The sequence below is a fragment of the Photobacterium jeanii genome (assembly GCF_001650345.1).
GTDB classification, from domain to species: Bacteria; Pseudomonadota; Gammaproteobacteria; order Enterobacterales; family Vibrionaceae; genus Photobacterium; species Photobacterium jeanii.
This window is the reverse complement of the sequence record NZ_LVHF01000029.1, coordinates 476,727-501,841: the sequence shown is the minus strand read 5'-3', so window position 1 is coordinate 501,841 and position 25,115 is coordinate 476,727. Positions and strand designations below refer to the sequence as shown.

Here is a 25,115-nt window from a genome sequence, read left to right as displayed (position 1 = left end):
TACTTCAGCGATATCAGCCATACCCATTGGCGCACCAGGGTGACCTGAGTTAGCTTGTTGAACACCGTCCATGCTTAGCGCACGAACTGCATTAGCTAGATGCTTACGATCCATAGTCATTACCGTGTAAATTCGAAATAAAGAATAAAAATAGGGAAATCAAATTATAGAGATAGATAGCAAGAAGGGGGGAATAAGTGCGCATCAATTGATGACTTAATGCGCACCTGAAGTGATTTCGTGCTATCTAGCCAAAATTCTTACAGCATGTCAGCAATCATTGCTTCCAGTTTGCCTTGGTCTACTGCGAAGTTGCGGATACCTTCAGCTAGTTTTTCAACCGCCATTGCATCTTGGTTGTGGTCCCATAGGAACTCAGCGTGAGTCATCGCTGCTGGACGCTCTTTAAGCTCAGTTGTTGCTACTAGTTTTTGAACCACTTCGCCTTGTGCATCTTCTAGTTCTTGTAGAAGTTGTGGGCTGATTGTTAGACGGTCACAACCTGCTAGTTCTAGGATCTCACCTGTGTTACGGAAGCTTGCGCCCATAACAACTGTGTTGTAGCCGTGTTCTTTGTAGTAGTTGTAGATGTTAGTTACAGAGATAACACCTGGATCTTCTTGCGCTTCAAAGTCACGACCTTCTTTCGCTTTGTACCAGTCCATAATACGACCAACGAAAGGTGAGATTAGGAATACACCAGCTTCAGCACATGCACGTGCTTGAGCGAATGAGAATAGAAGCGTTAGGTTACAGTTGATACCTTCTTTTTCTAGGATCTCTGCCGCGCGGATGCCTTCCCAAGTAGATGCTAGTTTGATCAGGATACGATCGTTAGTGATGCCAGCATCGTTGTACATTTTGATAAGCTGACGTGCTTTTGCCACGCTGCCTTCAGTGTCGTAAGAAAGACGTGCATCAACTTCAGTTGAGATACGACCTGGTACAACTTTTAGGATTTCTTTACCAATGTTTACTGCAAGCATGTCGCAAGTGTCTTGAACTTGCTGTGCTTTGTCATCGCTCTGTGCTTTCGCGTAAGCAATAGACGCTTCGATAAGAGGTTTGTATTCAGTGATTTGAGCGGCTTTCAGAATCAACGATGGGTTCGTTGTTGCGTCTTCTGGCTTGTATTTGCTGATTGCTTCAATATCACCAGTATCAGCAACAACAGTAGTTAGCGCGCGCAGTTGTTCAAGTTTAGTGCTCATATCTTTAGACCTTTTACGTATTGGACCTGTCTCAATGCTAGTAAGGATAACTATCAGTGCAATACCAGCTTGCGACATCTTATGTTTGTACCAAATATCCAATGAGTGAACATTTGGTTTGCTTGAGAGCAATTGATGGTTTGATAATTATCTTTTTCGCATTTTCTGTCAATTTGAATGCGCAGTAAATCGTGCTTTGATCTCACTTTTGGCAGCTTTTTCTGTGTTTTGACCGTTTTTATGCAGCGTCTATGCGATTTCAAAACCCAAGACACAAGCTTACAGTGTGAGCGTATGATCTTTGGTGTGATCAAATGTTCACATTGTAAGCCATCTTTTTCACTTCTATAACACCATTTCGCTTTCTTTTTGCGCATGGCTGCGAATTTCTTTTACCAGCAAATTGAGTTGTTCACGCAAGTTGGCGATATCTGCCTCGGCAGGGATCGCGTTGGCTTTGACTTGTTTTTCCACCAAAGTGGCGGCTTGGCGAACGCCATCGGCGCAAATACTGCCTGATGCCCCTTTGAGTGAGTGACTGATCAAAATCGCTTGGCTGAAATCTTGTTCGCTTAGGGCTTGCTCTAATTTCTCTATATCTTGAGCATGCTCATCGGCAAACATCACTAAGAAGGTTTGTACGATGTCATGATCGTTGTCCATCATCTCAAGTAAATCTGAGAGGCTGACATGCTGATAAGACCCTTGCTTTTTATGTTGTGGTGCAGCGTTGTCACTGTTGTGGGTTAACGGTTTGTTGTTTTCACCTGCCGTTATTTTCTGGGGTGAGGTACTCCCTCGTTCTGAATCTTCTTTCAGTTGTACATTTTCTGCGAGCTGCGCTTTTTCTCTTAATTGCGCCATGGCGGTGATTTTGGATTTAAAGCGTTGTAGGGCGTCCAGTAACTTGCGCTCATCTAAAGGCTTAGTGATGACGCAGTCGACACCAGCTGCCAGCATGTTGCGCTGAGTTTCTTCAAATACATCTGCGGTACAAGCAAAGATAGGTACTTTGCGCATTTCGGTGCTTAGGCGGCGAATACGGCGTGTCGCTTCAATGCCATCCATGACCGGCATGTGGTTATCCATCAAAATTACATCGAATACCTTGTGCTGGAGGATCGACAAAGCTTCAGCGCCATTTTCAACCGAGGTGGTTTGAAAACCACGTTGCTGTAAGAAGGCTTCAATGATCAAGGTATTAAGGTGGTTATCTTCAACGATTAATACTTTGAGGTTTTCAAATGCGCTGTGGTCAAACTCAACATGCTGGGGCTGGTGAGCTTCAAAGTGACCTTGCTCTAGCATCAAATTAACCGTGAAGGTCGATCCTTCACCTTCAACACTGGTGAGTTCAACCTTGCCATCCATCAATTCGGTTAATTGACGCACTATGCTTAGCCCTAATCCTGTACCGCCAAAACGGCGGCTGGTTGAAACCTCAGCTTGGGCAAAAGGATTAAAGATTTGATTGATACGCGACTCTGCGATACCAATGCCGGTATCTTGGGTCACTATGGTGAGCTGCTTTTGTCCTCTTTCATTGCCATCTTGTAGCTTGAGGATCACAGTCACTTGTCCTTGGTCGGTGAACTTGATGGCATTGCTGATCAGGTTAAATAAGATCTGACGAATACGCGCTTTATCTGCGATGAACCACTGGCTCTTATCAAACTCACATTGGATGTGAAATTCGATCCCTTTCTCTTTTGCTAGTGAGTGGTAAGTACTCTCGATAGTGCCAACCAAGTCGGTGAAGCAGAAATTGGTTTTATCCAGTTTGAGCTGACCTTGCTCAATCTTTGAAAAATCGAGAATGTCATTGAGCAGCGACATCATGTGTTTACCTGAATCAAGCAAGCTGTTGAGGTGATGTTCTTGCTCTCGGGTCAGGTCGGTTTTGAGCAGAAGCTGCGATAACCCGAGCATCCCGTTCATTGGGGTGCGGATTTCATGAGATAAGTTCGCTAAGAACGCAGATTTTGCCCGATCAGCAGCTTTCGCTTTGTGCAATGCCTGATTCAAGCGGTTGGTATCGTAGGAAATTTTATCAGCCCCTTGGTTTAGGGCGTCATGCAGAACCTGAAACTCGTGCGGCCCTTCAAAGTTGGCACTGTGCGAGTAATTGCCTAATTTAAACTGCGCCGCAAAGCGTGATAGCTTGGTGAGCGGGGCGGTGATCCTACGTGTTAGGCCAATCGAGAGCACAATAATTACCACTGCGGTAAATAGTAGTGCCAACATAAAGTAGCGGTGTAATTCATCGATCGATTTAGTGACCGCCTTCTGTGGCGTAACGGTAGCCAGTGACCAATTTGGTAGCCCTTTTCCTTGTAATGCTGTAATTGGCGTTATGGTGGCGCTAAAGCCTTCGCCATAGCGGTCTTGGTACTGGAAAAGTTGCGCTTTCGGCGCGAGAGTCGGTTGCGCTTTTATATTGAATTTAAAATCAGCAAAAGTTTGTAGGCTTTGCCCTTGATGAGCTCCGGCTAACATCACTTCGCCGTGTGAGTTAATAATAAAGGCGTAATCAGTTTCACTAATGGCATCGCCTAAAAAGATCAAACGCTCGTTGATTTCACTAAGTCGATATTCAATAAGTAAAAAACGTGGGGTTTTTGAGTCTGCCACGCGAGTGATGAAAAATAAGCAGGGCGCTTGCGCGATGTTTGGCGGCACATAAAGCTCAATAGGGCGGTTAGAGTTCGCGAGCTTTTGTTCAAGTTGTGCGAATTGATCAAGACTGAATTTCGCCACTTCTTTCTCTAAGTTCACCGTGCCGGGTTGCGATGAAGCCACAATGTTGTAATTGGCAATACCGTATTGATTGCTACGTTCAATCAAGTGAATGGCATTAAAGGCATGATGCGATTGGCTTAAATGAGCAAGGTAATCGGATGCTAGGAGCGCTGTATCACTATTTTGCTGATTTAAGCCTTGTGAGGCCAACGCTGGCGCATAAGCGAGATCGGATAAGTAATCGATATTGTGCTGGAAGATATCATCTAGGTTTTGAGCGGCAATTTTACTGCGGCTTAACATGCCATCGGCGATCTGCTCTAGCGCAACGCTGGATAATTTTTCACTACTGGTCCAGCTATACATGAAGGCGGGCAGAATGCCGACGCAGAGCATACTGCCTAATAAAATAGGTTTTATACGTTTAGGAAAAAACTGCATTTACCACTGATCCCTGTTTTGAATACACAGTTATTCTTATATGCAATGTTAGTAGATGGTGCCTTTATATCTAGGCATAAAGCACTAACAATTCACACATTCGCGTTAACATAATGTAAACAAATATATCAGTGGAGCGAGGCTAAAGCGCTCCTTTGGCGGGGAAATCTGGCAGCAGTTAAAGAATGTGTGAGCAACCCATCAAATCCCCGCGGATAAAAATGCAATCAGTAGCATTAAAGGATGAGGGCTAAAACTCTTGATTCATTTTCTCTAAACAGGCGAGAAAGATAGCTTCATGTTCTGGCTCGATATTCCGCGTTAGATCTTTAATCAACTCAAGGTGTAATTGATTGTGATGGCGGTGGATCTCTAATCCGCTAGGAGTGAGTGCCACCACAATCGCACGGCGATCTGTTGGGTGTGGGCAGCGTTCTATTAACTCTGCTTTCACCAGCTTTTCGATTTGTACCGTGAGTGTGCCTGTGGTGATCCCGAGTTTTTGCGCGAGCTCTTTCATGCGCAGTGCACCGTGGATACCTAAAACTTCAATCGTGTGAATTTGTGCCAGAGAGTAGCCTGTCTCTTTAACAACAGACTGCTCCCACGATGACATTTTGTCGTAAAACTCAGTGACGGTTTGATTTAATTTTTCTAGGTTTCGCATAGTGCCGCTGGATGAACTTCAAGAGTAAGGTGGTGAATTTTATCAAACTTCTCGAGCATTTGTTTATATTCCGCAACGGTTTTATCACTGTGTGAAGTGATAGTGATGGCTGCGGAGTAATGATGACCACTCACTTTCCACACATGAAGGTCTTGTACTGTGGCATACGGGGCGAGTTGCGTCAGGATTTGCTGCTTGTAGTTATCATCAATGCTTTCATCTAACAGGATCGGGCTGGTTTGTTTTAGTAAGCCTAGTGTCCACTTACCGATCACAAGCGCACCAACAATACCCATCAAGGCGTCGAGCCAGTTCCAGCCTAAATATTTACCAAATAGCAGAGCCACTATCGCTAATACCGAGGTGAGTGTGTCTGCCAGCACATGCAGGTACGCGGCGCGTAAGTTGTGGTCGTGATGTTTGTGCGTATCTTCTGCGTGATGATGATCGTGGTGATGATCATGGTCGTGCAGTAGTAGCATGCTGGCTAAGTTCACGATGAGACCAATGATTGCCACCATAATGGCTTCATTAAACTGAATAGCTTGAGGGTTAAAGAGGCGGTGCGTGGATTCTACAATCATCAACAGCGCCACAATACCCAAGGCAATGGCACTGGTGTAGCCACCAAGAATACTGACCTTACCTGTGCCAAAAGAAAATTTACCGTTGTTACTGTGTTTTTTGGCGTAACGATAAGTGAAAAGCGTGATACAGAAAGCAGCGGCGTGTGTGCCCATATGCCAGCCGTCAGATAATAGCGCCATAGAGCCGTAGATGGTGCCTGCGGTAATTTCTGCAATCATCGCTGTCAGCGTTAACAGCAATACGTACAAAGTGCGTCGTTCACCTTGATGATTGATTGCCGTGAAATTGTGGTGGTGCTCAAGAGTATGCATAGTGTTGTAATTATAGTTTGATTATCAAGTTATTTGATTATTGATCTATTTTGATAATCAAACAATATTAAATTTAAAATTGGTCTGATCTGAGTGTAGTAACGAAAATCCGAGGCTAGTTATCATTAATGTTTTAGTGCAAACTGTTCTTATTATCATTTGGATGGAATGAACGATGAAAACAGTAGTGATTTTTGGTGCAGCAAGTGGTTTAGGCGCAGCAATGGTGGAGTATTTTTATCATCAAGATTGCAAAGTGATCGCAGTCGCGCGTAATCCGCAGAAAAAACCAAAACTCGCAGAGTTATCGATTGAGAGCTTGGCGTGTGACGCCGTTGATGAAGCGCAAGTGAAACAAACCGTTGCTGCTTTGCCGAGTGATGCTTGGGTAATCTCAACCATGGGCAGTTATAAAGCTGAAGTGCCAGTGGACTACATTGGGCACCGTAATTTGATTAACGCCCTAGAAGCCAATGAAATTAAACGCTTTCTATTGGTGACATCGTTAGGCTGTGGTGATTCATGGCAGTATCTATCTGAACGCGCTAAGCAAGGGTTTGGCTTTGTATTGCGTGATAAATCACTGGCTGAATCTTGGTTGCAAACCAGTACACTGGATTACACCATTTTGCGTCCGGGGGGCTTGAAAGACGGTGATGTGACCGAGCAAGGTGTGTTGTCTCAAGGTGTTGAAACACACGGGGTGATCACGCGAAGCGAAGTCGCTCGTCTTGCACATCAATTATTAGTGGCTGACGATAGCTTAGGTCAAATTTACCAGTGCGTAGATCCAAACTTAACCTATTGATTTTTAAAGCTGACATCGTTAGTTAGCTACAGAAAAGCCTAACCGAAGTTAGGCTTTTGGTAATGAAATGCGCTGCTATAACAGCGATTAGCTCAGTAGCTGCTCCAGCGTTAATGGCGCGGCGGTTAAGCCCATTTGCTGCGCTGGGGTTTGCCCGTTACGGTCTTGGCGACATAAGTTGTGCCACGCGCGGTAAATATCCAGCAGTGGTAACAAGCCTGCAGGGCGCAGTTTACGGCGTGGTTCATCCACTAGTTGAGCAAAGTGATCGTGGAAGCGTTGTTGGTATTGCAAAATTGCCCGATCGCTCGCGGTATTGAGCCAGAAACGCTCGTTCTCACGTTCGCCAGCCAAGTGACAGATACCTTTGCTGATCTCATTGATGCGGGTAAATGCCCAACGATCTCGCCACCAACCCAGTAACACGATATCAATGCGTTCCGCCTGCATGTTTTCTTGCCACGCAGTATCTTGCTCAATATAAATTGGGTGGATGGTTTTCTGCTTAATGCGATCCAAGAAAATGGAGACCACAGCTGAGCGCATTAGTGGTTCTTGCGGCATAAACAGCGCCAATTGCTGATTGTAATCAAGCTGGCTTTGAAGCTGTAAATAGTGGGCATAAACCGTGTACTGTGGGCGGATCAAACAGCCTTTGGTAGGGTAATTCACCCGTACTTGGTTACTGAGTGGGTCTTCCAAGTGCGGACGGGCTAACACTTCACGATACTTGCTATCAACTCGTGCCAAAATACCTTGTGATGGCTGTGTTGTTACCTCGGTGAGTTTGACCGATGGCGGCGCCATAAAGCGCGTGCCTACTTGGAATGGGTCGTGCTCAAGGTGTTTATCTTCGTGATCCGTTGCTTGGTAATTTAAGTGCTGACCAACCACATAACCGGACGAAGCTTCACAACTGGCAATCCACAATACACCGTTGTCACTGTGAGGTTGAAGCGGGGTGAGATTCGAGGCCAACGACAACTCTTTAGCATGTTTGAATAAACGCGCATCGAACATCGCCAATTGGCGACGACAACGGCTGGCAATGTGTGACAGCTGATCGTAAAAGGTTTTCGGATTCATACTTAGGCGACGACAAATATCGCGCACGGCGTGACCGGTAAATAACATCGCCAGTAATTTTTGCTGCACCAAGTGTTTATTATTAAAGCCAGACCAGCGATCAACAAAGGTTGCTTGGCAGCATTTACAACGGTAACGCTGACGATCACCACTATAGCCAAAAGCATGATAAAGATGGCGATGAGTGAGTACAGGTAAGCCAAGGTTTTTACATTCTTGGTTGCTACACGCAGGCAAGCCACTGCTTTGGGTGAGTTTTAAACGGGTGAGTTCGTCAACCACATCTTGGTTGTTCATTACAGGCGGAAAAGCACCACACTCTCGGCACACCAATGTCGGTCGGTTAGGGTTGGTTCGCTGAATGACATAATCATCCGGATTTTTAGAGCCATAATTGCTACACCCAACCGTTTTACAATGGTTGAGTTGTAAGTGTTCGGCCGCCTCTGGAAGCAAAGGCTGGCTAGATACTGGTGGCTGTGATGTCATCATTTCAGCTTATTACCATCTGCAAGCAATGTATATTTTTATCAATTAGGGTGTGAGCGTGGTCGCGAGTTGGGGTATTAGCTGCCCACAAAGAAACATAAGAAAGGATGCATGACAGAATTAGCGTTGTGTTTGCTTATTCTATGCAATCAAATTGTGTAAGACGCCACATTTTACAAAATATTGAGCTGCAACCTTGCTATCGCCTTGAAGATTCAAGATGAGGTTTCCTTGTGGGCACTAATACCGAACCAGACTAACTGAAGACGCGTAAAAATAGCGTAAAAGAAGACTAATCTGGTTTGGTATTAGGGCTGGTGGTGATGCCTCGGGGAAAAACACCACCACCTTTGGGCAAAGCCCAGTTTTTAGATGCTGATTGCTGTTTCTAGCGCAACTTTCATCATGTCGTTGAAAGACTTCAGACGATCGTCTGAGCTTAGTTTTTCACCGCGTTTGATGTGGTCAGAAACAGTTAGAATTGTTAGTGCTTTTGCACCTAGTTCAGCAGCAACACCGTAGATACCAGCCGCTTCCATATCAACACCAAGAATGCCTAGCTTTTCCATTTTCGCGAATAGCTCAGTTTCTGGGGTGTAGAATAGATCTGCTGTAAATACGTTACCTACTCGAACTGGTACTTTTTGCTCACGTGCATGATGAACCGCTTTTTCTAGGATGCTGTAGTCAGCAATCGCAGCGAAGTCATGGTTGCTTAGACGAATACGGTTTACTTTAGAGTCCGTACATGCACCCATAGCAACAATCACGTCCATCAGTTTCACGTCATCGTGCACTGCACCACAGCTACCAATACGGATAATGTTTTTCACACCAAAGTCTTTGATTAGCTCGTGAGTGTAGATTGAGCAAGATGGGATACCCATGCCGTGGCCCATTACCGAGATACGCTTACCTTTGTAAGTTCCCGTGTAGCCGAACATATTGCGTACATCACACACTTGCTTCACATCTTCTAGGAAAGTCTCAGCAATTAGTTTTGCACGTAGCGGATCACCTGGCATTAGGACTGTTTCAGCGAAATCACCAAGTTCTGCGTTAATATGTGGGGTAGCCATAGCTTACTCCTGATTTGAATGTTGTTCTAAAAATAAAGCCTGATTAAGAGAAAAAGCGTTCAACAATGTTTTGATACGCCACACCGCCGAGGTAAACACCTACGATTCCCATGATACCCGGCAGTACTGGTGGAGCCGGAAGTGGAAGTTTAATCGCTGAAAAAAATACGCCAACGATTAAACCTGCAAAAGTTGCAAGTAGAATCTCGCTCATGTGTTTACCCTCGTTGTGTGTCGCATAGAAAAAAACAATGTTGACGGCATGTTAGCTCTAATGGCCTTTTGTTTTATTGCCGTTCGATATGGGGCTAGTTTAGGGAGCTGAGCCGGTTTATCTCGCGATCATGATCACATTTTGCCTTACCCTAAATCGAAAAACACCTGTTGATTACCATTTGTGTTGAAATAGCGAACGTAATCGTTTGCTATTCTGGCGTGTTTTATTGGTAGAAATGTCAGTTGGTTTGATTTTTATCCATTTAAGTTGTTGAATTTAATCTTGTTTACCTGTGGTGTTGGTGTAAGGAAATGCTTGCATGAAATTTCACTAAATATGCCTATTTGTAATGGATTGCATTGTAAATCACGGCAAAATTTCACAATAAAAGCAAATTTTGTGATCTAAGTAGATAGACAAATTGGCACGGTGAATGGTTAAGAACGATGATTATTTTGGATGAAAGATTTCAAAATAATGAAGCAGGGGACGGCTGTGATGAAAAATGGTTTTGCGATGAAAAGGTGGCTGGTGGCGGCAATCGCTTTGCTGCCGATGGTGGCATCGGCAGATTTACTTGGGGTATCGGTAGGCGCAAGTGCTGGTGGTTCACGCATCTCTTATAACGGAAACAGTGACTACGGTTATGAATACGGTATTCATGGTACTTACCATATAAATGATATTTTCAGTGTGAATGCAGGCTTGGCACAAGGGAGTGCCGAGGTTGATTCGAAGTTTGGTTCAGCAAAGAACGACATTGATTACACCACTTTTCCTATTACCTTGCGAGGTGATTTGCCGTTAGTGATAGGTTCTGTGTATGCGAAAGCGGGTACTAACTACTACAACGTAGATCGCGAGCTTGCAGGGAATAAGCAAACCGAAAAAGGTTGGGGTTTCACTGGCGGTGCTGGGGTAGTGTTTACCATGATCCCCGTGGTGGATTTAACGTTAGGTTACGAATATCGTGATATGGGTGAAGTAGAAAATAACGCCATTATTTTCTCTGTTGGTTTTGGTATTTAAAGCCAGTCTCTAACTTGAGCTTCAAATTTCAATATAATCAGACTAGTACCGAAATGATAAATGTGCGCCATGAGTTTGTGATGTTTTATGTGGCTACCTGCCTCGTAGTTGCTTAGCCATCAATGATGGCGCACTGTTATCTAAAGACGTCATTTTATTGCTTCCTCTTTATATAACTGCCTGATAACCCAACACCGTCATTGAACTTCCTACTGGTTTAGTGCGTATCTTTGTAGAGTCTTTTTTAAGACACAGCTTTGATAGTAAATCGTCACTTGCCGTGTATTTGTGGTCGTTGCTCTTGTTGGAGCTTGCTACAATGCTGTGGTGAAATTTTATGCATATTAAGGGTTGCGATGAAAGATAACGACAAATCTTACGCTGCGGTGCCGCGTAGCCGCCTTTCTCGAATGACGAAATTGGGCTCGCTTGCTTCACGTGTTGCGGGTGGGATGGTGGCTGAAGGGGTAAGGCAAATCGCCAAGGGTAATAAACCCAAAGCCAGTGATTTGTTACTAACGCCTGCCAACGCCAAGCGGGTGGCCGATCAACTGGCACAGTTGCGCGGTGCGGCAATGAAGGTGGGTCAGTTGTTATCTATGGATGCGGGAGATCTGCTGCCACCTGAACTGACAGAGTTACTTTCTCGATTGCGATCTGATGCGAAACCTATGCCGATCAGCCAACTTAACCATGTGTTAGAGCGCGAATGGCAAGATGATTGGCAAAACCAATTTGAGCAATTTACCTTCTATCCGATTGCTGCCGCCTCGATTGGGCAAGTGCACTCTGCCCATACTAAAGATGGGCGCTACTTGGCACTAAAGATCCAATACCCAGGCGTTAAAGAGAGCATCGAAAGTGATGTTGATAATGTGGCAACCCTGCTGAAAGTTTCGGGTTTGATCCCCAAAGAGGTGGATTACCAAGGTTTGCTTGAAGAAGCGAAAATGCAGCTCCGTGATGAAGCGGATTACCTGCTCGAAGCTAAATTGTTGCGTCAGTATGCTTCGTTATTAGCCGATGATAACAACTTCTTATTGCCTGAGATCTACGATGATCTTACCACCGAGCATATTTTGGCGATGAGCTTCGTTGAAGGTGAGCCGATTGAAAAACTCACCAATGCCGCACCTTCGGTTCGCAATCGTGTGATTGAATTGGCTTTTACTTTGCTATTTCGAGAAATGTTCGAGTTTCGTTTGGTGCAGACTGACCCTAACTTTGCCAACTTCCAATACAACCATGAAACTCAGCAGTTAGTGCTGCTCGACTTTGGTGCGACACGCGCTTACCCTGAGTTTATCGCAGAAGGTTATCAACAATTGATGAACGGAGCGGTAGATGATCGCCGTGAAGTGATGGATGATGCACTAGCATGTATTGGCTTTTTTAGTCAGCCAATTCGAGATGAACAACGTCAAGCCGTGATTGATTTGTGCGAGTATGCGTGTGAGCCGCTCAAATTTGATGGTGAGTATGACTTTGGTCAAACCGATATTGCGAAACGTATTCGCGATGCGGGAACCGCGCTGAGCATGGAGCAAGGTTATTGGCATACACCGCCAGCGGATGCCATTTTCTTCCATCGTAAACTCGGCGGGCTGTATTTGTTGGCTGCGAAGTTGAAAGCAACAGTGGATGTAGGTCGTTTATTTGCACCGTATCGTCGACAATATTAGGCTACTTTCTAGAAATTAATGGGTAAGGAATGCAGGGAAGCATGATAAGAGCAATGACAGCCAAAGATACCCAAGCGGGGATCAGGTTAATTCGAGAAGCGATTAGTCAGTGTGTGACGACTAACCTTGATGAAGCCGATGATTTAGCGGCATGTTGCGTGGAAGAAATGCTCACCAGTTTGCTTTCAGCCGCAATAGAGCCAGATATTCATCTGGCGTACGAGGTTGATGAGCAAGTCGTTGGTTTGCTGTTGCTTAAACATCCTCATCGCTTATCTAATTTGTTTGTATCTCCTTGCTATCACCATCAAGGCATCGCACAAGCGTTAATTCAACGTGCAGTAGAAATGACTTATCTGCGTTACCCTGATGCCGTCATCACCCTTAACTCTTCAACCTATGCTCAAGGCTTCTACCGTGCAGTTGGTTTTGAGCAAACCGGAGAAGGTGAACTTCACCCAGGTGGATGTATTCCTTTTCAATTATCTGTTGCGCGATATATCGATAACCTACCAGCCTCACATTAAGCAAATATTTGAAATCTAAGCGTCATCCTCTGCTAGTTTTAGTAATAGCACTAACTAGCAATGCCATCTTTTAGGGAGGAAAGATGTTCTTAGATTACTTTGCATTGGGGTTACTTATCTTTGTCGCCTTGGTGCTGTTTTACGGCATCATAGTGATCCACGATATTCCCTACGAGATTTCAAAAGAGCGGGATCATCCGCATCAAGATGCGATCCACTATGCCGGGTGGGTAAGCTTATTTACCTTGCATGCCTTGTGGCCTTTCTTATGGATTTGGGCAACCTTGTGGCGCAAAGATCGTGGGTGGGGCTTTCAGAAAATCCAAGCTGAACAAAATGAGCTTCATCACCAGATCAATACGCTATCTGCGCAAGTGGAGTTACTCAGCCATAAAATTGCTCTGCTAGAGCAACCATCATCTCAATCCTATCGAGAGCCTGAGTTGAGTGAATCAGGGGCTAACGAAGCGGCATCTCAGCCACAAACATCATCGACAATTAAACAGCAGGAGGAGAAGTAATGGATCTACTTTTAATCCTCACTTATGCCGCCTTGTGTGTGTTTATTTTTAAAACCTTCAATATTCCGTTAAACAAATGGACGGTGCCAACCGCGGTCTTAGGTGGCGTGATACTCATTGGGACTTTGATTTTGTTGATGAACTATAACCATCCACATACTAATCAAGGTAGCCAGTTCTTTGTGAGTACCCCGATTATTCCCGGGGTCCGCGGGCGGGTAACGGAAGTGCCAGTACAGCCTAATGTGATGCTCAAAAAAGGGGATGTGTTATTTAAAATCGATCCAACGCCATATCAAGCTGAAGTGAATCGCTTACAAGCGCAATTGGCAGAAGCCGAACAAGATGTGTTGGAGTTAGAAGCAGCGTACAAAGCCAGTCAAGCAACGGTTGCCAAAGCCCAGGCTGAGCGGGATCGTACTTTGGCGCAATATCGTCGGTACGAAAAAGGCTTTAAGCGCGGAGCATTTACTAAGTCTGATGTTGATAATCGACGTCAGTTTTATCTAAGTGCAGAGGCGTCGTTTGAAGCGGCAAAGGCAGAAGAACGACGAGCTAAACTGGCTTTTGAGTCGGAAATTTTAGGTGAAAATACCACCACGGCGCAGATCCAAGCAATGTTGCGAAAAGCCAAGTTTGATTTATCAGAAACGGTCGTGCATGCCCCCACTGATGGTTATGTGTCTCAGGTTACTTTGCGTCCGGGCATGATGGCGCTGCCGATGCCACTGCGTACCGTGATGACTTTTGTCCATAAAGAAGATTTGTTTTTCGTTGGGGCTTTTCGTCAAAATTCATTATTAAGGCTGAAGAAAGGTTTTGAAGCCGACATGATTTTCCGTGCCATTCCGGGCAAAACCTTCAAAGCGGAAATTGTAGAAGTATTACCTGCTATCGGTGAAAGCCAAGTGCAAGCACAGGGAACCTTGTATGGTTCTGAGATGCTGCAACGCCAAGGGCGTCCTTTGGTGAAATTCAAAATGATTGACGATCTAAGTGAATACTCACTACCGCAGGGAACTAATGTTGAAATTGCTGTGTATTCAGATAGCTTCGAGCATGTGTCTGTGATGCGAAAGGTATTGATCCGAATGAAAAGCTGGCAAAACTACCTGTATTTAGATCATTAAATATTGACGAGATATAACATCGGCAGCCATTGGCTGCCGATGTGGTTTATATGTTAGCTAAATCTCAACAGTATTAGGATTACAGCTGTTTTTTCACGTAGTCCAGTGCGCCAACAACGGCTGCGACTTGCGCGTTATTACAGTCTTGATCTGTTACGCGAGGGCTGTCAGGGTACACTTCGGTGGTGGTGCCGTAAGTACACTCAGTAATGCCGTTACAAAGGCTCAAGGCTTTCATTGGGTAGTTGATCACGCCTTCTTGCTCGACTTTAGAGCCAATGATATTGCCTTCGCTATCTGGTGGTGCAATGTGAGTCACTGTGCGAACGGAATCGATCACTGCTTTTTGGAATGCTGGCTGTGGGTTTTTAGTATCACCTACAGTGTAGAAACCGTCAGGCACAGAATCTTCAATGTAATCTTTGCCATCACGCGCCGCAAGCGCTGGGCGGAATTCCTGCTCGTCGGTATCTGTGGTTTCATGCAAGTCGATGTGAACCAGTACATCACCTAGAGAATCAGCTAACTTCATTAGTGCCGCAGATTCTTCTGCAGGGCTATCGGCATAGAAAGAGCGGTTTGGATCAATCGCTTTTGGGTTCCAGCGGTTGATTGTTTCGTAACCCCAAGGGCTCACGCATGGTGCCACGACAATGTTGAAGGTATCGCTGTAGTTTTCGGCTTCAGTATCAAGGAATTGCAGTGCGCCATGAACGCCACTGGTTTCGTAGCCGTGAACACCACCAGAAATTAAAACGGTTGGCTTGGCAGGATCCCAGTTTTTGGTTTTTAGTGAGTACAGCGGGAAACGTGCTTCATCATAAGAAAGCGCACCATATTGCTCTAGCGTAAAGCGCTTGGCGAGTGCGTTGATTTTGGTAACAACTTCTTCTTGATATGAACGTTTAACGGTTACCTGAGCTAGCCATTCAGCTTTCTCTTGCTCACCCCAAGGTTGTCCTTGAGTACCAATTGGATATGTGTGCGCGCTTTTCATAATGTCCCTTAGGCTTAATTTAGCGGAAGATTTGAGGATAATACCAATTCACTCAATGATCTAATGATTAATGACCAAATAACGAGCTAGGTTTTAAGTCTTAGGTTTTGGTGTTCAATATTAGGATTTAGGTAGCCACTTTCCTTTGGCGTCTTTACAAACTTCTGTGGCTCGTGATTCCAACTGGCGACGTTTTTTGGTGAGTTCAATTTTCAGCACTCGGCACTGATTCGGATCATCATGAGAAGTGAATAAGGTGACTTCGCCACCAATCTGGCTGCTGGAGTTGAACCATGACTGCTGACTGCCTACTTTATCAACGTCTAACAGGGTCACGACGGCTTCTTTCATCAGCTTTTCATCTTTATCTGACAATGAAGTGCGTGAAAACAAGGGGGTCCCGTCCGGCAAGATTGATAGTGGCGCTTTGAGAATGCCAGTAAATACGCCAGAGACAAAGCCTTCAGAGGCTTGTTGCCCTACGGTTTCCACATCGCTTACTAGACGTTGAGCATCGGCAAGCAAAATAGGTGCGTCATGACGAATGGCTTGGCTTTCTGCTAACACGGTAGGGATTTGGCGCGATACACCTTTGATGGTGGTGTTGGTATTATCGACCTGCTTTAAGATACTTGGTACTTGCTGACGCAGTTGCTGGCTCTCTGCCAAAATAGGTGGGATCTGTTTTTCTATCGCATCAACCTGCGCCAGCACCGTAGGGATCTGAGCATTAATGGCATCGATACGGGTTAAAATAGGCGTGATTTGTTGGTTAACGTCATCAACTTGCTTTAAAACCGCAGGGATCTGCTGATTAATGGTATCAACCCGTTGCAAAATATCGGGAATTTGTGCAGTGATAGTATCGACTCGCAACAGAATACCGGGTACTTGTGCTTGTACCTGTTTTACTTCCTCAACGATGGGCGCTAACTGCCCGAGTTGGTGGCTGAACTGAGTAATGCTGTACCCGACGTAGCCAATGCTGATTGCTAACGCTAATCGGGTCAGATTGGTAAAACCATTCACCACTTTGCTCATATTCTCAGCCTTATACGTTTGAAATTACACTAATATTCAAACAGTAACAGCATTAGCTGAGAGCGTCGAGCGTGGCACGCTTTTTCAGTATTGGTAGGAAGGTGTGTAGTAAGCTCGCAAAGATAATCACACTCACTCCTAACACTTTATTCCATGCCATGCTTTGTTGGAAAAAGCAGACTTGCCAAATGACGGTGAAAATTAAGTTAGTGAAAATCAAAGGTGCCAGTTGAGAACCTGATTCCGCTAAGCGATAGGCTTTTGCTCGTGTGACTTGGGTATTGATGATGCACAGCGACAGCAAGATGAGGAAAGCCGGTACCAGTAGGCTATTTTGAGCCTCTGTTGCGAACACAATTTCACTGACTTCATTGATACTGGTACTGCTCAGTGTTGCGATTGGCAGCAGTAATAGCGCGGCGAGCATAAATGTCCATGCATTCAGTGCCGATGGTGACAAACTGCCTTTGCTTGCACGGTACAAGCTTAGTTGCGAGCCTGCGTTACAAATCCCAGCCGCTAATCCAATCAATAGCTCTGGTTTGAGTGAAAAGCCCTGAGGATCACCCGCTTGAAGCATCACACCAATAAACATCAAGGTTAGATTGAGCATGGTGAGCGGCTTAACCTTAATTTGAAAAAACAGTTTTTCTAACAAGGGGATGAAGAGGGGACCTGTGCTAAATAACACCACGCTTTCCACTAAGCTGAGATGCTTAATGGCGTATAGAAAACACCATTGACTGGCTGAGATACATAAAGCGCGAATGAATAACCCTTTCCACATATTACGTGGTGGCGTTTGCCATTGTTGAAACAGCATAAAAGTAAAAAGTAGCAGTGCAGGTAAAGCAAAGCGGAGCAAGCTGAGCCATTCCGGTGTGAAAGCGTGACTTAGCCATTTGGCGAAAACCCCATTGAGCGATAGGGTAAAGGTGCTGGCTAACATCAATAATGTCGGACGGTGATCTAGGGTCATGCTTGTCTCCTCTGATACTGCGATCCTAAGTCAGCCATTGGCAGAGAAAAAGCGAGTAATAGTGAACATCTTTGTTAGGAAAACTTACAGATGAGAAAGCTGGTCCCTTTAAAATCGATTTATGCTTTTGTTGCCGTCGCTGAATTAGGCAGCATGACCGAAGCGGCGGAGGCATTATGTGTGAGTCACTCGGCGGTGAGCCAAGCCATTAAGGGGTTGGAAAGTCAGCTTAATCAGCCACTTTTTCATCGAGTAGGGCGTCGTGTAGAGTTAAATCACCTTGGTAAAAAGTACTATCGCAAAGTGGCTCCCGCGTTAGAGCAAATTGTGCAAGCCACGGAAGAACTCAGCCAAACGCAACATGAGAATCGCCTCACCATCAATATGGTGCACTCGTTAGCGTTACATTGGTGGATCCCACGGGTGCCGGATTTTCAACAAACGATGCCGCAACTCGATGTGAGGATCTCTAGCATCATAGGGACATTTGATTTGGAACGCGAAGGCGTCGATGTAGCGCTTATTCACGGAAAGCCAAATGAATGGCAAGACTATTATTGTGAAAAGCTGGGTGAAGATGAGCTGGTGATGGTGGCAAGTCCGCTGTTAGTGGAAGCCGCTCCTTTTGATGGGCAAGATTTACCACCAACAGCCAGCTCAACAGATTTAGCCTTAGCACGATGGTTATTGGCGCATCACCCTGCGATATTTGTAACCAATGATCGTCGTAAATTCGATTGGCAAGTGTGGTGCGAACATACGCATACGCCTATGCCAATTAATCAGAAAAACTTAAGCTTTTCGGCATCTATCCAAGCGGTTCAGGCAACGATACGTCGTTTAGGTGTGTTGATCACTCATCGCCAATTTGTGCGAGATGATATTGCAGATGGTTTGCTGGTGGAGGTTGGCCCTATGGTCCAAAATCCGCATCAAGATTTTTACTTTGCGTGTCATCCTGACAAGTTACGACGTGAGAGTGTATTGATGCTGCGTGCGTGGTTGCGAGAGCAATTTAGATAAGCGGTAAAGCCAAATACGAGAATGGCTTTACCGCTTTCAGTGACGACGTTATTTGGTTGCTTCTACAGCTGTGAAGGTATGGCGAGTTTTATTGGCGTAAGCAACCAGGGATAGCATCACCGGAACCTCAACCAGTACCCCGACGACTGTCGCTAATGCAGCCCCAGAGTGAATACCAAACAAGCTGATAGCGACAGCAACAGCCAATTCAAAGAAGTTTGATGCACCAATCATGGCACCCGGTGCAGCAACGTTATGTGGCTGCCCCCACTTTTTCATCCAAACATAAGCAATAGCGAAGATCAGGTAGGTTTGGATCAAGAGCGGTACAGCAATCAGTACGATATCTGTTGGGTTTTCGATAATGGTTTGCGCTTGAAAACCAAACAGTAGAATTACCGTACCTACAAGGCCAATAATCGAAAACGGTTTAAGTGTCGCGCCAAGGGTATCTAGTTTCTGTTGATTATTGATCACACGGCGCGTTAACACGCCAGCGACCAGCGGCACTACCACAAACAGTGAAACAGAAAGTAATAGCGTATCCCACGGTACGGTAATATCCGTTACCCCTAGTAAAAATGCCGCAATAGGGGCGAATGCAACTACCATGATCAAATCATTGATCGAAACTTGGACTAAGGTGTAGTTCGCATCTCCTTTAGTTAGCTGGCTCCACACAAATACCATGGCAGTACATGGCGCCACACCAAGCAGGATCATGCCAGCAATGTATTGTTCGCCAAGATCGGGCGAGATCCATTCTCCAAAAATATGACGCATGAATAACATAGCTAATAGCGCCATGGTGAAAGGTTTAATTAACCAGTTTACAACCACAGTGACGATTAAGCCTTTCGGACGGCGATGCACATTTTTGACTGCCGTAAAGTCAACTTGCATCATCATTGGATAGATCATCAGCCAGATAAGCACTGCGATCACCAAGTTAATTTGTGCGTATTGCAAGTCGCCCAAGAAGGTGAAAAGTTGAGGAAATTGGTTGCCTAATACTAAGCCTGCAATCATGCCAAGCCCGACCCAAACACTGAGGAAGCGTTCGAAAATACCCATGAGAAGCCTCGTTATTTAGTTTTTGTTTCAGCCGCGCAAGAAGCTGAAGGACAAATGGAATTCGATGTTGGTGTTGTGCAGCTTTCATCCTCGTTCGCACAGCACTCTTCTGTCATATAGCTAATTAAATCCAGCATTAAAGGAATGTCAGCGCGATAGCGTTGAAAGCGTCCTTCCTTCGTTACTGTAACTAACCCCGCATGGAGCATGGCTTTTAAATGAAACGACAATGAGTTTGGTGCTACATCCATCTCGGTAGCCATTTCGCCCGCAACCAACCCTTTGCTACCTGCTTTAACCAATAGACGCCAAGCATCTAGGCGAACGCCAGAAGAAAGGGATTCAAAAATACTCGTAGCTTGTTCTCTGTTCATATTTCGATAATACAAGAAATGTTGAAATGATCAAGTATTGAGCTGTCGAATAAAATGGTTTTGTGGTTTCCAGTCCTGTTCTGGATTCTTTCCGGCCAAACTGGACTGGCTTTTTCATCTTATCTATTTGTTTTTAAATAACTTATAAAAATTCGATGAATTTGCTGAAATTCCGGTTTCCAGTTTGGACTGTTTTTGAGTGGTTTTTACTGAAGATACGGCTTGCACGACGTAACACCGACACTAAGTTCAGGTGTTTGATGTTCAATTAAGTGATGTGTGTTACATTGCTTATCCTGTGTGGCGATATAATGCTGAGCCAGCAGGTTTAAATGTGGATATTGAGCTGAAGAGATAAGACGATATGTGCACGTATTATTTCTTAAGTTATTCATGATATACGCAATGGCTGCGTAGAAAAGAGCTGTTATATTCTGAGGAAATTATGCAGAAAGCATTGGAAACATTGAAATCCTTCAATAAGAGGGTGGAACGGTTAGAACGCTCAGGGTTCTCAAAGCAATTTTTGGATAAAGAACCGGAAGCTTTTGCTGAATTTAAATCAGTAGAGTTTGAAAGTTTAGGAAATGGTGAATTTTCCTTAACTGGTGAAATAATATCAACTTTGCCTGATTACAACGAAGATCAAATTGATGCAGTTATATTAACTTATAGGGTTTTAACTCAAAACAATGATAGGTTATCAATTGCATCTATATCAAAAATATATAATTCTGATTGGTTCCCTGAAGAAGGTCAAAAATTATTCAATGAAGCTAGGGAGAAAGTTAATGAGTACCTTGATTCTCCAGCCACCGTTTCTTTCCCTAAAGGTCAAATATCCATTAGAAAATTAATGGAAGTAATAATTTATGGTGGACTTGCTCACTCAAACAAAGAGAAAGAAGAAATTTACGAATCATGGTTGAAATCAGGTGTGTCTGGTTTCTTCCAAGTTGAGTTTGTCGCAGCTTTGCGGTTCATGATTCAGTATTTCATATACTTCAAAGATCTAAATATTGTGGCTATACAGTTGATAGAAAATCACTTAGAAGAGAATGCCAGTTAGGTTGTAAATCAGAATATAACAAAGCAATCAAGGTGATACGTTACACTCGGCGGTTTTGATATGGAGTCCGGTGCGCTTTGCTGGTTCAGTGGGGTACACCTTATTGCAGGCGTTATGCCACCCAGCTTAACCATGCATAAAAATGGATATGATGACCCACAAAACGAATAAAGTTATACCAATTGATTTAGCATCAAATTGAGTGCTTTGCTTTCTATATTTTTCGTCTTCAAGAGCGATTTTTTTGTCTAGTTCTCGAATTTTCTTATTATGGTGCTGAGATTTTCTTTCTTGTTCTTTCATCCAAGCTTGATGTTTTTCTTCCTCTCGTTTTTCTTTAGCGTCTGCAAGTTGCATTTTTCTGCGGCTATCTTCCATCCAGCGACGGTGTTTTTCTTTTTGGAGTTCATGTCTTTCTTCTTCAGACAAACGCTTGGTAGTTTTATACTTGTTACTCGAATGTGGGGTGTCAGGGGATTGACGTTCCAATAGATCTTCCACCGATGAACCCTCACCACCTTTTTTAAGGTTCCAAGCCATGTTGGCTTCTGGACGGAGACTTTCTTCTAATGAAGCAACTATTTCACGTTCTTTAGCTTCGGTAACTATAGTAAACTCTAGTTCATAGTCGTCATACGCATCTTGGAGCATGAAATTTGGGTGCTCGCCTCGACGGAGTTTTGAAAAGTGTTCTTCGCGTCTTCTGTTCACATCGTCGGTAATACCAATATACCCATCGGCATAAATACCTGGTTTAGCTTTTTGATGGATATGGTATAGATAGAACATAAGTGACTCACTGTTTGGGTATGACATTCTGATTGTATCAAATAAATATGGTTGGCATAACAAACGAGTATGGCGTCAATAACTAAATTTTGGCGCTGTTTTCATCCCATATAGTTCCATCTCTCAACATCGAATTTAGAGTTATAACCATCTTCTTAACACAAGCAATGATAGCGACTTTCTTAGACTTTCCTGCACTCAATAAACGTTTATATGTCGTTTTAAAAACTGGGTTGCATTGCATAGCGGACATTATTGTGAATGTTAGGGCATTGATTTTATTGCGACTCGTGTAGTATTTGAAGAGCACGCATCTTGCTTTCAATCTTTTGTGTTTGTGGTGAGTTCATTAGATCAGAAGGTAAGGTGTGTCTACTTATTGAACTACAAAGGTATTTTGTGGGGATTCGTGAGCTACAAGGGTTAAAAAACGGCGCTGAACAAAATGACAATAAAGCATCAGCTACACCTGGTCACTCAGGTGCTTTTTTGTCTGAAATTTACGTTACAGGAATACAAAATTAATATTGATGTTAATATTGCTAAGTTTTCAACTACACTTATGACACATCTACGGCAGTAATAAGCTAATACCCTATCTCTATTTTCTTAAGCTCTGCTAATAATTCGGATTATTATTAGAATTCTTTTCTTAATCCAGCTTGTTAACGGAAAAATTAACTTTTTAAACTGGAAGTCGTTTTGTAAGTTATTAATTTATATTTGGGCTAGTTCAGTCCAATACTAGAAATGACAGATGCCCAATTTGTGATGTGTGTTACATTGCTTATCTTGTATGGCGATATAATGCTAAGCCAGCAGGTTTAAATGTGAATATTGAGCTGAAGAGATAAGACGAAATGTGCACGTATTATTTCTTAAGTTATTCATGATATACGCAAGGGCTGCGTAGAAAAGAGCTGTTAACACTACAAGTTTAAATTAGGAGTAAAATTGAGGAAATATTTTGATTCAGTTGCTGGTGATATTGAGCAACTTGTTAATACAGGTGCAGCATTCGGTGAAAATGCTTCATATTGGTCTCACCTTAAACATAACGAAGACTACAGCGGAATATTCAATATAACTGAAAAACAAAAGCGAGTATTAGTTGAAAGCCTGTATGTTAAAGGTCGCACTCTTGCATTGTTTTCTCAAAATGAATTAGGACTTATCAATCATGATGTAGTCAAGTTTCCGAATTTAACTGCAGTTGTCGATAATTTTGAAGGCTCTATCCTGTATGCTAATTACAGTAACATAGTTGAAGAGGCACTTGAAGTATGTAAAGAATTTGGTGTTTCGTTATGGTCTGTTGATCAAATGGTAGAGCTGTTTAATGAACAAAAAAAGATGTCATTAACAGTTAGAAATACTTTGGAAAATTTAAAAAACAGTAAACTATATAAACAAGAAAATGGTATTGAAGTGGAAGATGAAGCACAAACAAAAATTCAAATTTCAGGAATCACTGGATCTAATATAGTTGTTAACTCAACGGGAGTTAATGCAACTATAACAAGTGAGTATGTAGAACCAGAGATATTTACATCTATGAAAAATGCTGTAGCTGAACACACATTATCTGAAAGTGATCGCCAACTGATTAATGATCATATTCTCGTTTTATCAAAAAGTCATAAAGAAGGTAACTTTGTTGAAGCTTATAAAGAATTCACGCAGGGATTGTCAGCACACCTAACAATACTATTACCCTTCTTACCTGCATTATCATCGTTAATGTAGTGTTAACAAAGGCATCAAGGTGACGCCTGACACTTGGCGGTTTTGGTTTGAAGTGTATTTGGTTTTGTAAGTAATGCGCTGGCGCACCTTATGCCAAGCGTTATACGATTGGAGTAGAAATGAGCTGGTTTATTGAAAACAAAGAGTGGTTTTTTAGTGGTATTGGTGTTTCTGTTTTGATGCTAGTTTTTGGGATTTTCAAAAGTAAATCACACAAGAAACAGGTTCAAAAATCTGGTAACAACTCAAAGAATTATCAAGCGGGTGGTGACATTAATATAGGTAATAAAAATGATTAACGATCATATCCAAAAACAACAAGGGGGAGATCATTCCACAAATGTACAAGCTGAGTCTGTGACCATCAATGGCATTTCTTATTCAGATGCAAGAACTATTGCATTAGATGTATATAAAGCCAACTTCTTAGAGTTATCTCAGAGTGCCGCACAATTGGCTCGAGCACGTGCAGAGGAGTTGACCGACAGTTTCTTACGTAAACTAAAAGAAGAGCATGAATCAGCTATCACTGAATTACAGCAACCTGCGATGCAGGCTGCTTTATATGAAGCCCAAAAACAGTACGCGAAAACCGGAGATGCAGATCTTGAAGGGATGCTAGTAGATATCTTGGTTCAACGAGCATCTACCCCAGAAAGAAACACTAAACAAATTGTTCTGGATGAAGCACTAGAAGTTGTCAGTAAATTAACACCTGACCAACTTGATATGTTGTCTATGAACTTTGCTTTGACTCGTCTATCGAGGGGAGGCGTTACTTCTCAAAATGCATTAGTCGATTTTTTTACTAATGAATTGCTTAAATTCGGAAATGGGCAAAATCCGCATCAATCTTGGGTTGAACATCTTGCATATAGTGGCTGTGTAACGTTGATGGATGCGTCTTGGTACAAAGAAATACCCGAGCTGATTCTTGGGCAATACCCTGCTATGTTTCAAAAAGGTTTTGATGAGGAGCAATTTGTAGCATCAATAGGCGACAGCAGTGAAAAGTATAAGCCTCTTTTAAAGCATTCTTATCATACGGTTTCATTACTTGAGTTTAATCTCCTCACTGAAGATGCCTTGGGCGAAAAAGCGGAAGAGCTTGGTTTTGAAGAGCAAGATATTAGTAAGTTGAAATCGTTATTTACATCAAATCTGATGAATAAAAATGAAGTAAAAGATTGGTTAGTAGAGAAAGTTCCAGGTTTAGCCGACCTCATTAACAATTGGGGAGGAGAAGATAGCCGTCTATCTAAAATGCAACTTACAACAGTGGGCATTGCTCTAGCGCAAGCTAACTATACTCGGAAAGTAAATCTCAAGTTTGATTTGGGTATTTGGATTAAGTAATCGTATAACAAGCTGTTTAAGAGTGATTCGCAACGCATGGCATTTATACCATGCGTTGCTTTTAGTGTTTAAGGTGGTATGCGGTAGCTTCAGTATTGCGTTGCTCACACCTTAACAGGGCGTTATAGCTCATAATCTTTCA

General features: G+C 43.4%; 25 protein-coding genes and 1 pseudogene. 11 read left to right on the top strand and 15 right to left on the bottom strand.

The genetic code is table 11. The features are described 5' to 3' along the window. The 5 genes from A3K86_RS22530 to dmeF all read right to left on the bottom strand — a co-directional run. Nucleotides 1-114: hypothetical protein (locus A3K86_RS22530; protein WP_157599471.1), on the bottom strand; the 114-nt coding region annotated here is incomplete at its 3' end. A gap of 146 nt (nt 115-260) precedes the next feature. Continuing rightward, on the bottom strand, nt 261-1,211 hold the full coding sequence (gene tal, locus A3K86_RS17025; RefSeq protein ID WP_068333995.1) for a transaldolase: 951 nt from the start codon (nt 1,209-1,211) through the stop codon (nt 261-263). Nucleotides 1,212-1,556: 345 nt separating this feature from the next. Next, nucleotides 1,557-4,391, bottom strand: coding sequence for a hybrid sensor histidine kinase/response regulator (locus A3K86_RS17020; RefSeq protein ID WP_068333888.1), 2,835 nt, complete (start codon nt 4,389-4,391; stop codon nt 1,557-1,559). Between the two features lie 250 nt (nt 4,392-4,641). Next, entirely contained in the window at nt 4,642-5,058 is a 417-nt protein-coding gene (locus A3K86_RS17015; RefSeq protein WP_068333885.1) for a MarR family winged helix-turn-helix transcriptional regulator, read from the bottom strand. Beyond that, complete coding sequence (gene dmeF / locus A3K86_RS17010; protein ID WP_068333882.1) at nt 5,046-5,957, bottom strand: CDF family Co(II)/Ni(II) efflux transporter DmeF; 912 nt, start codon at nt 5,955-5,957, stop codon at nt 5,046-5,048. The genes A3K86_RS17015 and dmeF overlap by 13 nt, the downstream gene beginning before the upstream one ends. A 175-nt stretch (nt 5,958-6,132) precedes the next feature. Between dmeF and A3K86_RS17005 the strand changes: the two genes are divergently transcribed. Continuing rightward, nucleotides 6,133-6,765 (top strand): SDR family NAD(P)-dependent oxidoreductase, encoded by a 633-nt coding sequence (locus A3K86_RS17005; RefSeq protein ID WP_068333879.1) that lies wholly within the window; start codon nt 6,133-6,135, stop codon nt 6,763-6,765. An 87-nt stretch (nt 6,766-6,852) separates the two neighbouring features. Here A3K86_RS17005 and A3K86_RS17000 read toward each other — a convergent pair whose 3' ends face one another. The 3 genes from A3K86_RS17000 to A3K86_RS16990 form a co-directional block, all read right to left on the bottom strand. After that, nucleotides 6,853-8,343: a transposase gene (locus A3K86_RS17000; protein ID WP_415860040.1), complete on the bottom strand. Its 1,491-nt coding sequence runs from the start codon at nt 8,341-8,343 to the stop codon at nt 6,853-6,855. Nucleotides 8,344-8,708: 365 nt separating this feature from the next. Continuing rightward, the gene (gene deoD, locus A3K86_RS16995; protein ID WP_068333876.1) at nt 8,709-9,419 is read right to left on the bottom strand and encodes a purine-nucleoside phosphorylase; all 711 of its coding nucleotides are present in this window, start codon (nt 9,417-9,419) and stop codon (nt 8,709-8,711) included. A 43-nt stretch (nt 9,420-9,462) separates the two neighbouring features. After that, nucleotides 9,463-9,633: a XapX domain-containing protein gene (locus A3K86_RS16990; protein ID WP_068333873.1), complete on the bottom strand. Its 171-nt coding sequence runs from the start codon at nt 9,631-9,633 to the stop codon at nt 9,463-9,465. A gap of 480 nt (nt 9,634-10,113) precedes the next feature. Here A3K86_RS16990 and A3K86_RS16985 point away from each other — a divergent pair, with 480 nt between their 5' ends. From A3K86_RS16985 to A3K86_RS16965, 5 genes are all read left to right on the top strand, one after another. After that, nucleotides 10,114-10,665, top strand: a complete 552-nt coding sequence (locus A3K86_RS16985) for a porin family protein (RefSeq protein ID WP_232322016.1) — start codon at nt 10,114-10,116, stop codon at nt 10,663-10,665. Nucleotides 10,666-11,021: 356 nt separating this feature from the next. After that, nucleotides 11,022-12,347, top strand: a complete 1,326-nt coding sequence (locus A3K86_RS16980) for an ABC1 kinase family protein (protein ID WP_068333870.1) — start codon at nt 11,022-11,024, stop codon at nt 12,345-12,347. A gap of 41 nt (nt 12,348-12,388) precedes the next feature. Then, nucleotides 12,389-12,874, top strand: coding sequence for a GNAT family N-acetyltransferase (locus tag A3K86_RS16975; RefSeq protein ID WP_068333868.1), 486 nt, complete (start codon nt 12,389-12,391; stop codon nt 12,872-12,874). Between the two features lie 83 nt (nt 12,875-12,957). Next, entirely contained in the window at nt 12,958-13,395 is a 438-nt protein-coding gene (locus A3K86_RS16970; RefSeq protein WP_084406660.1) for a DUF3302 domain-containing protein, read from the top strand. Then, nucleotides 13,395-14,525, top strand: a complete 1,131-nt coding sequence (locus A3K86_RS16965) for an HlyD family secretion protein (protein ID WP_068333865.1) — start codon at nt 13,395-13,397, stop codon at nt 14,523-14,525. Before A3K86_RS16970 ends, A3K86_RS16965 begins: the two co-directional genes overlap by 1 nt. 79 nt (nt 14,526-14,604) lie before the next feature. Here the strand turns inward: A3K86_RS16965 and A3K86_RS16960 are convergent, their stop codons facing one another. The 3 genes from A3K86_RS16960 to A3K86_RS16950 form a co-directional block, all read right to left on the bottom strand. Further along, a complete protein-coding gene (locus A3K86_RS16960; RefSeq protein WP_068333861.1) occupies nt 14,605-15,522 on the bottom strand; it encodes a M14 family metallopeptidase in 918 nt (305 codons plus the stop codon). A 120-nt stretch (nt 15,523-15,642) separates the two neighbouring features. After that, complete coding sequence (locus A3K86_RS16955; RefSeq protein WP_068333858.1) at nt 15,643-16,563, bottom strand: coiled-coil domain-containing protein; 921 nt, start codon at nt 16,561-16,563, stop codon at nt 15,643-15,645. Nucleotides 16,564-16,615: 52 nt separating this feature from the next. Continuing rightward, nucleotides 16,616-17,542: a DMT family transporter gene (locus A3K86_RS16950; protein WP_068333855.1), complete on the bottom strand. Its 927-nt coding sequence runs from the start codon at nt 17,540-17,542 to the stop codon at nt 16,616-16,618. Between the two features lie 90 nt (nt 17,543-17,632). On the opposite strand from A3K86_RS16950, the gene A3K86_RS16945 reads away from it, so the two are divergent. Then, a complete protein-coding gene (locus A3K86_RS16945) occupies nt 17,633-18,565 on the top strand; it encodes a LysR substrate-binding domain-containing protein (protein ID WP_068333853.1) in 933 nt (310 codons plus the stop codon). A 48-nt stretch (nt 18,566-18,613) separates the two neighbouring features. On the opposite strand, the gene arsB is transcribed toward A3K86_RS16945, so the two are convergent. Both arsB and A3K86_RS16935 read right to left on the bottom strand, forming a co-directional pair. Next, nucleotides 18,614-19,639, bottom strand: a complete 1,026-nt coding sequence (gene arsB / locus A3K86_RS16940; protein ID WP_068333850.1) for an ACR3 family arsenite efflux transporter — start codon at nt 19,637-19,639, stop codon at nt 18,614-18,616. Between the two features lie 11 nt (nt 19,640-19,650). Next, nucleotides 19,651-20,013, bottom strand: a complete 363-nt coding sequence (locus A3K86_RS16935) for an ArsR/SmtB family transcription factor (RefSeq protein WP_068333847.1) — start codon at nt 20,011-20,013, stop codon at nt 19,651-19,653. A gap of 445 nt (nt 20,014-20,458) precedes the next feature. Between A3K86_RS16935 and A3K86_RS16930 the strand changes: the two genes are divergently transcribed. Continuing rightward, the gene (locus A3K86_RS16930) at nt 20,459-21,082 is read left to right on the top strand and encodes a hypothetical protein (RefSeq protein ID WP_068333843.1); all 624 of its coding nucleotides are present in this window, start codon (nt 20,459-20,461) and stop codon (nt 21,080-21,082) included. 126 nt (nt 21,083-21,208) lie between these two features. Here the strand turns inward: A3K86_RS16930 and A3K86_RS16925 are convergent, their stop codons facing one another. Beyond that, complete coding sequence (locus A3K86_RS16925) at nt 21,209-21,871, bottom strand: GIY-YIG nuclease family protein (RefSeq protein WP_068333840.1); 663 nt, start codon at nt 21,869-21,871, stop codon at nt 21,209-21,211. 82 nt (nt 21,872-21,953) lie between these two features. Then, nucleotides 21,954-22,139: pseudogene (locus tag A3K86_RS16920) on the bottom strand (IS110 family transposase); the annotation flags it as partial. A gap of 686 nt (nt 22,140-22,825) precedes the next feature. Between A3K86_RS16920 and A3K86_RS16915 the strand changes: the two are divergent. From A3K86_RS16915 to A3K86_RS16905, 3 genes are all read left to right on the top strand, one after another. Further along, complete coding sequence (locus A3K86_RS16915; RefSeq protein ID WP_068333834.1) at nt 22,826-23,617, top strand: hypothetical protein; 792 nt, start codon at nt 22,826-22,828, stop codon at nt 23,615-23,617. Between the two features lie 119 nt (nt 23,618-23,736). Next, nucleotides 23,737-23,916 (top strand): hypothetical protein, encoded by a 180-nt coding sequence (locus A3K86_RS16910; RefSeq protein WP_068333831.1) that lies wholly within the window; start codon nt 23,737-23,739, stop codon nt 23,914-23,916. Next, nucleotides 23,909-24,973, top strand: a complete 1,065-nt coding sequence (locus A3K86_RS16905; protein ID WP_068333828.1) for an LPO_1073/Vpar_1526 family protein — start codon at nt 23,909-23,911, stop codon at nt 24,971-24,973. Before A3K86_RS16910 ends, A3K86_RS16905 begins: the two co-directional genes overlap by 8 nt. The last annotated feature ends 142 nt before the right edge of the window (nt 24,974-25,115 follow it).

Excerpts from the sequence above, each read along its gene's own strand:
- tal (WP_068333995.1), bottom strand. The coding sequence starts at position 1,211 with ATGAGCACTAAACTTGAACAACTGCGCGCGCTAACTACTGTTGTTGCT.
- A3K86_RS17020 (WP_068333888.1), bottom strand. The coding sequence starts at position 4,391 with ATGCAGTTTTTTCCTAAACGTATAAAACCTATTTTATTAGGCAGTATG.
- A3K86_RS17015 (WP_068333885.1), bottom strand. The coding sequence starts at position 5,058 with ATGCGAAACCTAGAAAAATTAAATCAAACCGTCACTGAGTTTTACGAC.
- dmeF (WP_068333882.1), bottom strand. The coding sequence starts at position 5,957 with ATGCATACTCTTGAGCACCACCACAATTTCACGGCAATCAATCATCAA.
- A3K86_RS17005 (WP_068333879.1), top strand. The coding sequence starts at position 6,133 with ATGAAAACAGTAGTGATTTTTGGTGCAGCAAGTGGTTTAGGCGCAGCA.
- A3K86_RS17000 (WP_415860040.1), bottom strand. The coding sequence starts at position 8,343 with ATGATGACATCACAGCCACCAGTATCTAGCCAGCCTTTGCTTCCAGAG.
- deoD (WP_068333876.1), bottom strand. The coding sequence starts at position 9,419 with ATGGCTACCCCACATATTAACGCAGAACTTGGTGATTTCGCTGAAACA.
- A3K86_RS16990 (WP_068333873.1), bottom strand. The coding sequence starts at position 9,633 with ATGAGCGAGATTCTACTTGCAACTTTTGCAGGTTTAATCGTTGGCGTA.
- A3K86_RS16985 (WP_232322016.1), top strand. The coding sequence starts at position 10,114 with ATGAAGCAGGGGACGGCTGTGATGAAAAATGGTTTTGCGATGAAAAGG.
- A3K86_RS16980 (WP_068333870.1), top strand. The coding sequence starts at position 11,022 with ATGAAAGATAACGACAAATCTTACGCTGCGGTGCCGCGTAGCCGCCTT.
- A3K86_RS16975 (WP_068333868.1), top strand. The coding sequence starts at position 12,389 with ATGATAAGAGCAATGACAGCCAAAGATACCCAAGCGGGGATCAGGTTA.
- A3K86_RS16970 (WP_084406660.1), top strand. The coding sequence starts at position 12,958 with ATGTTCTTAGATTACTTTGCATTGGGGTTACTTATCTTTGTCGCCTTG.
- A3K86_RS16965 (WP_068333865.1), top strand. The coding sequence starts at position 13,395 with ATGGATCTACTTTTAATCCTCACTTATGCCGCCTTGTGTGTGTTTATT.
- A3K86_RS16960 (WP_068333861.1), bottom strand. The coding sequence starts at position 15,522 with ATGAAAAGCGCGCACACATATCCAATTGGTACTCAAGGACAACCTTGG.
- A3K86_RS16955 (WP_068333858.1), bottom strand. The coding sequence starts at position 16,563 with ATGAGCAAAGTGGTGAATGGTTTTACCAATCTGACCCGATTAGCGTTA.
- A3K86_RS16950 (WP_068333855.1), bottom strand. The coding sequence starts at position 17,542 with ATGACCCTAGATCACCGTCCGACATTATTGATGTTAGCCAGCACCTTT.
- A3K86_RS16945 (WP_068333853.1), top strand. The coding sequence starts at position 17,633 with ATGAGAAAGCTGGTCCCTTTAAAATCGATTTATGCTTTTGTTGCCGTC.
- arsB (WP_068333850.1), bottom strand. The coding sequence starts at position 19,639 with ATGGGTATTTTCGAACGCTTCCTCAGTGTTTGGGTCGGGCTTGGCATG.
- A3K86_RS16935 (WP_068333847.1), bottom strand. The coding sequence starts at position 20,013 with ATGAACAGAGAACAAGCTACGAGTATTTTTGAATCCCTTTCTTCTGGC.
- A3K86_RS16930 (WP_068333843.1), top strand. The coding sequence starts at position 20,459 with ATGCAGAAAGCATTGGAAACATTGAAATCCTTCAATAAGAGGGTGGAA.
- A3K86_RS16925 (WP_068333840.1), bottom strand. The coding sequence starts at position 21,871 with ATGTTCTATCTATACCATATCCATCAAAAAGCTAAACCAGGTATTTAT.
- A3K86_RS16910 (WP_068333831.1), top strand. The coding sequence starts at position 23,737 with ATGAGCTGGTTTATTGAAAACAAAGAGTGGTTTTTTAGTGGTATTGGT.
- A3K86_RS16905 (WP_068333828.1), top strand. The coding sequence starts at position 23,909 with ATGATTAACGATCATATCCAAAAACAACAAGGGGGAGATCATTCCACA.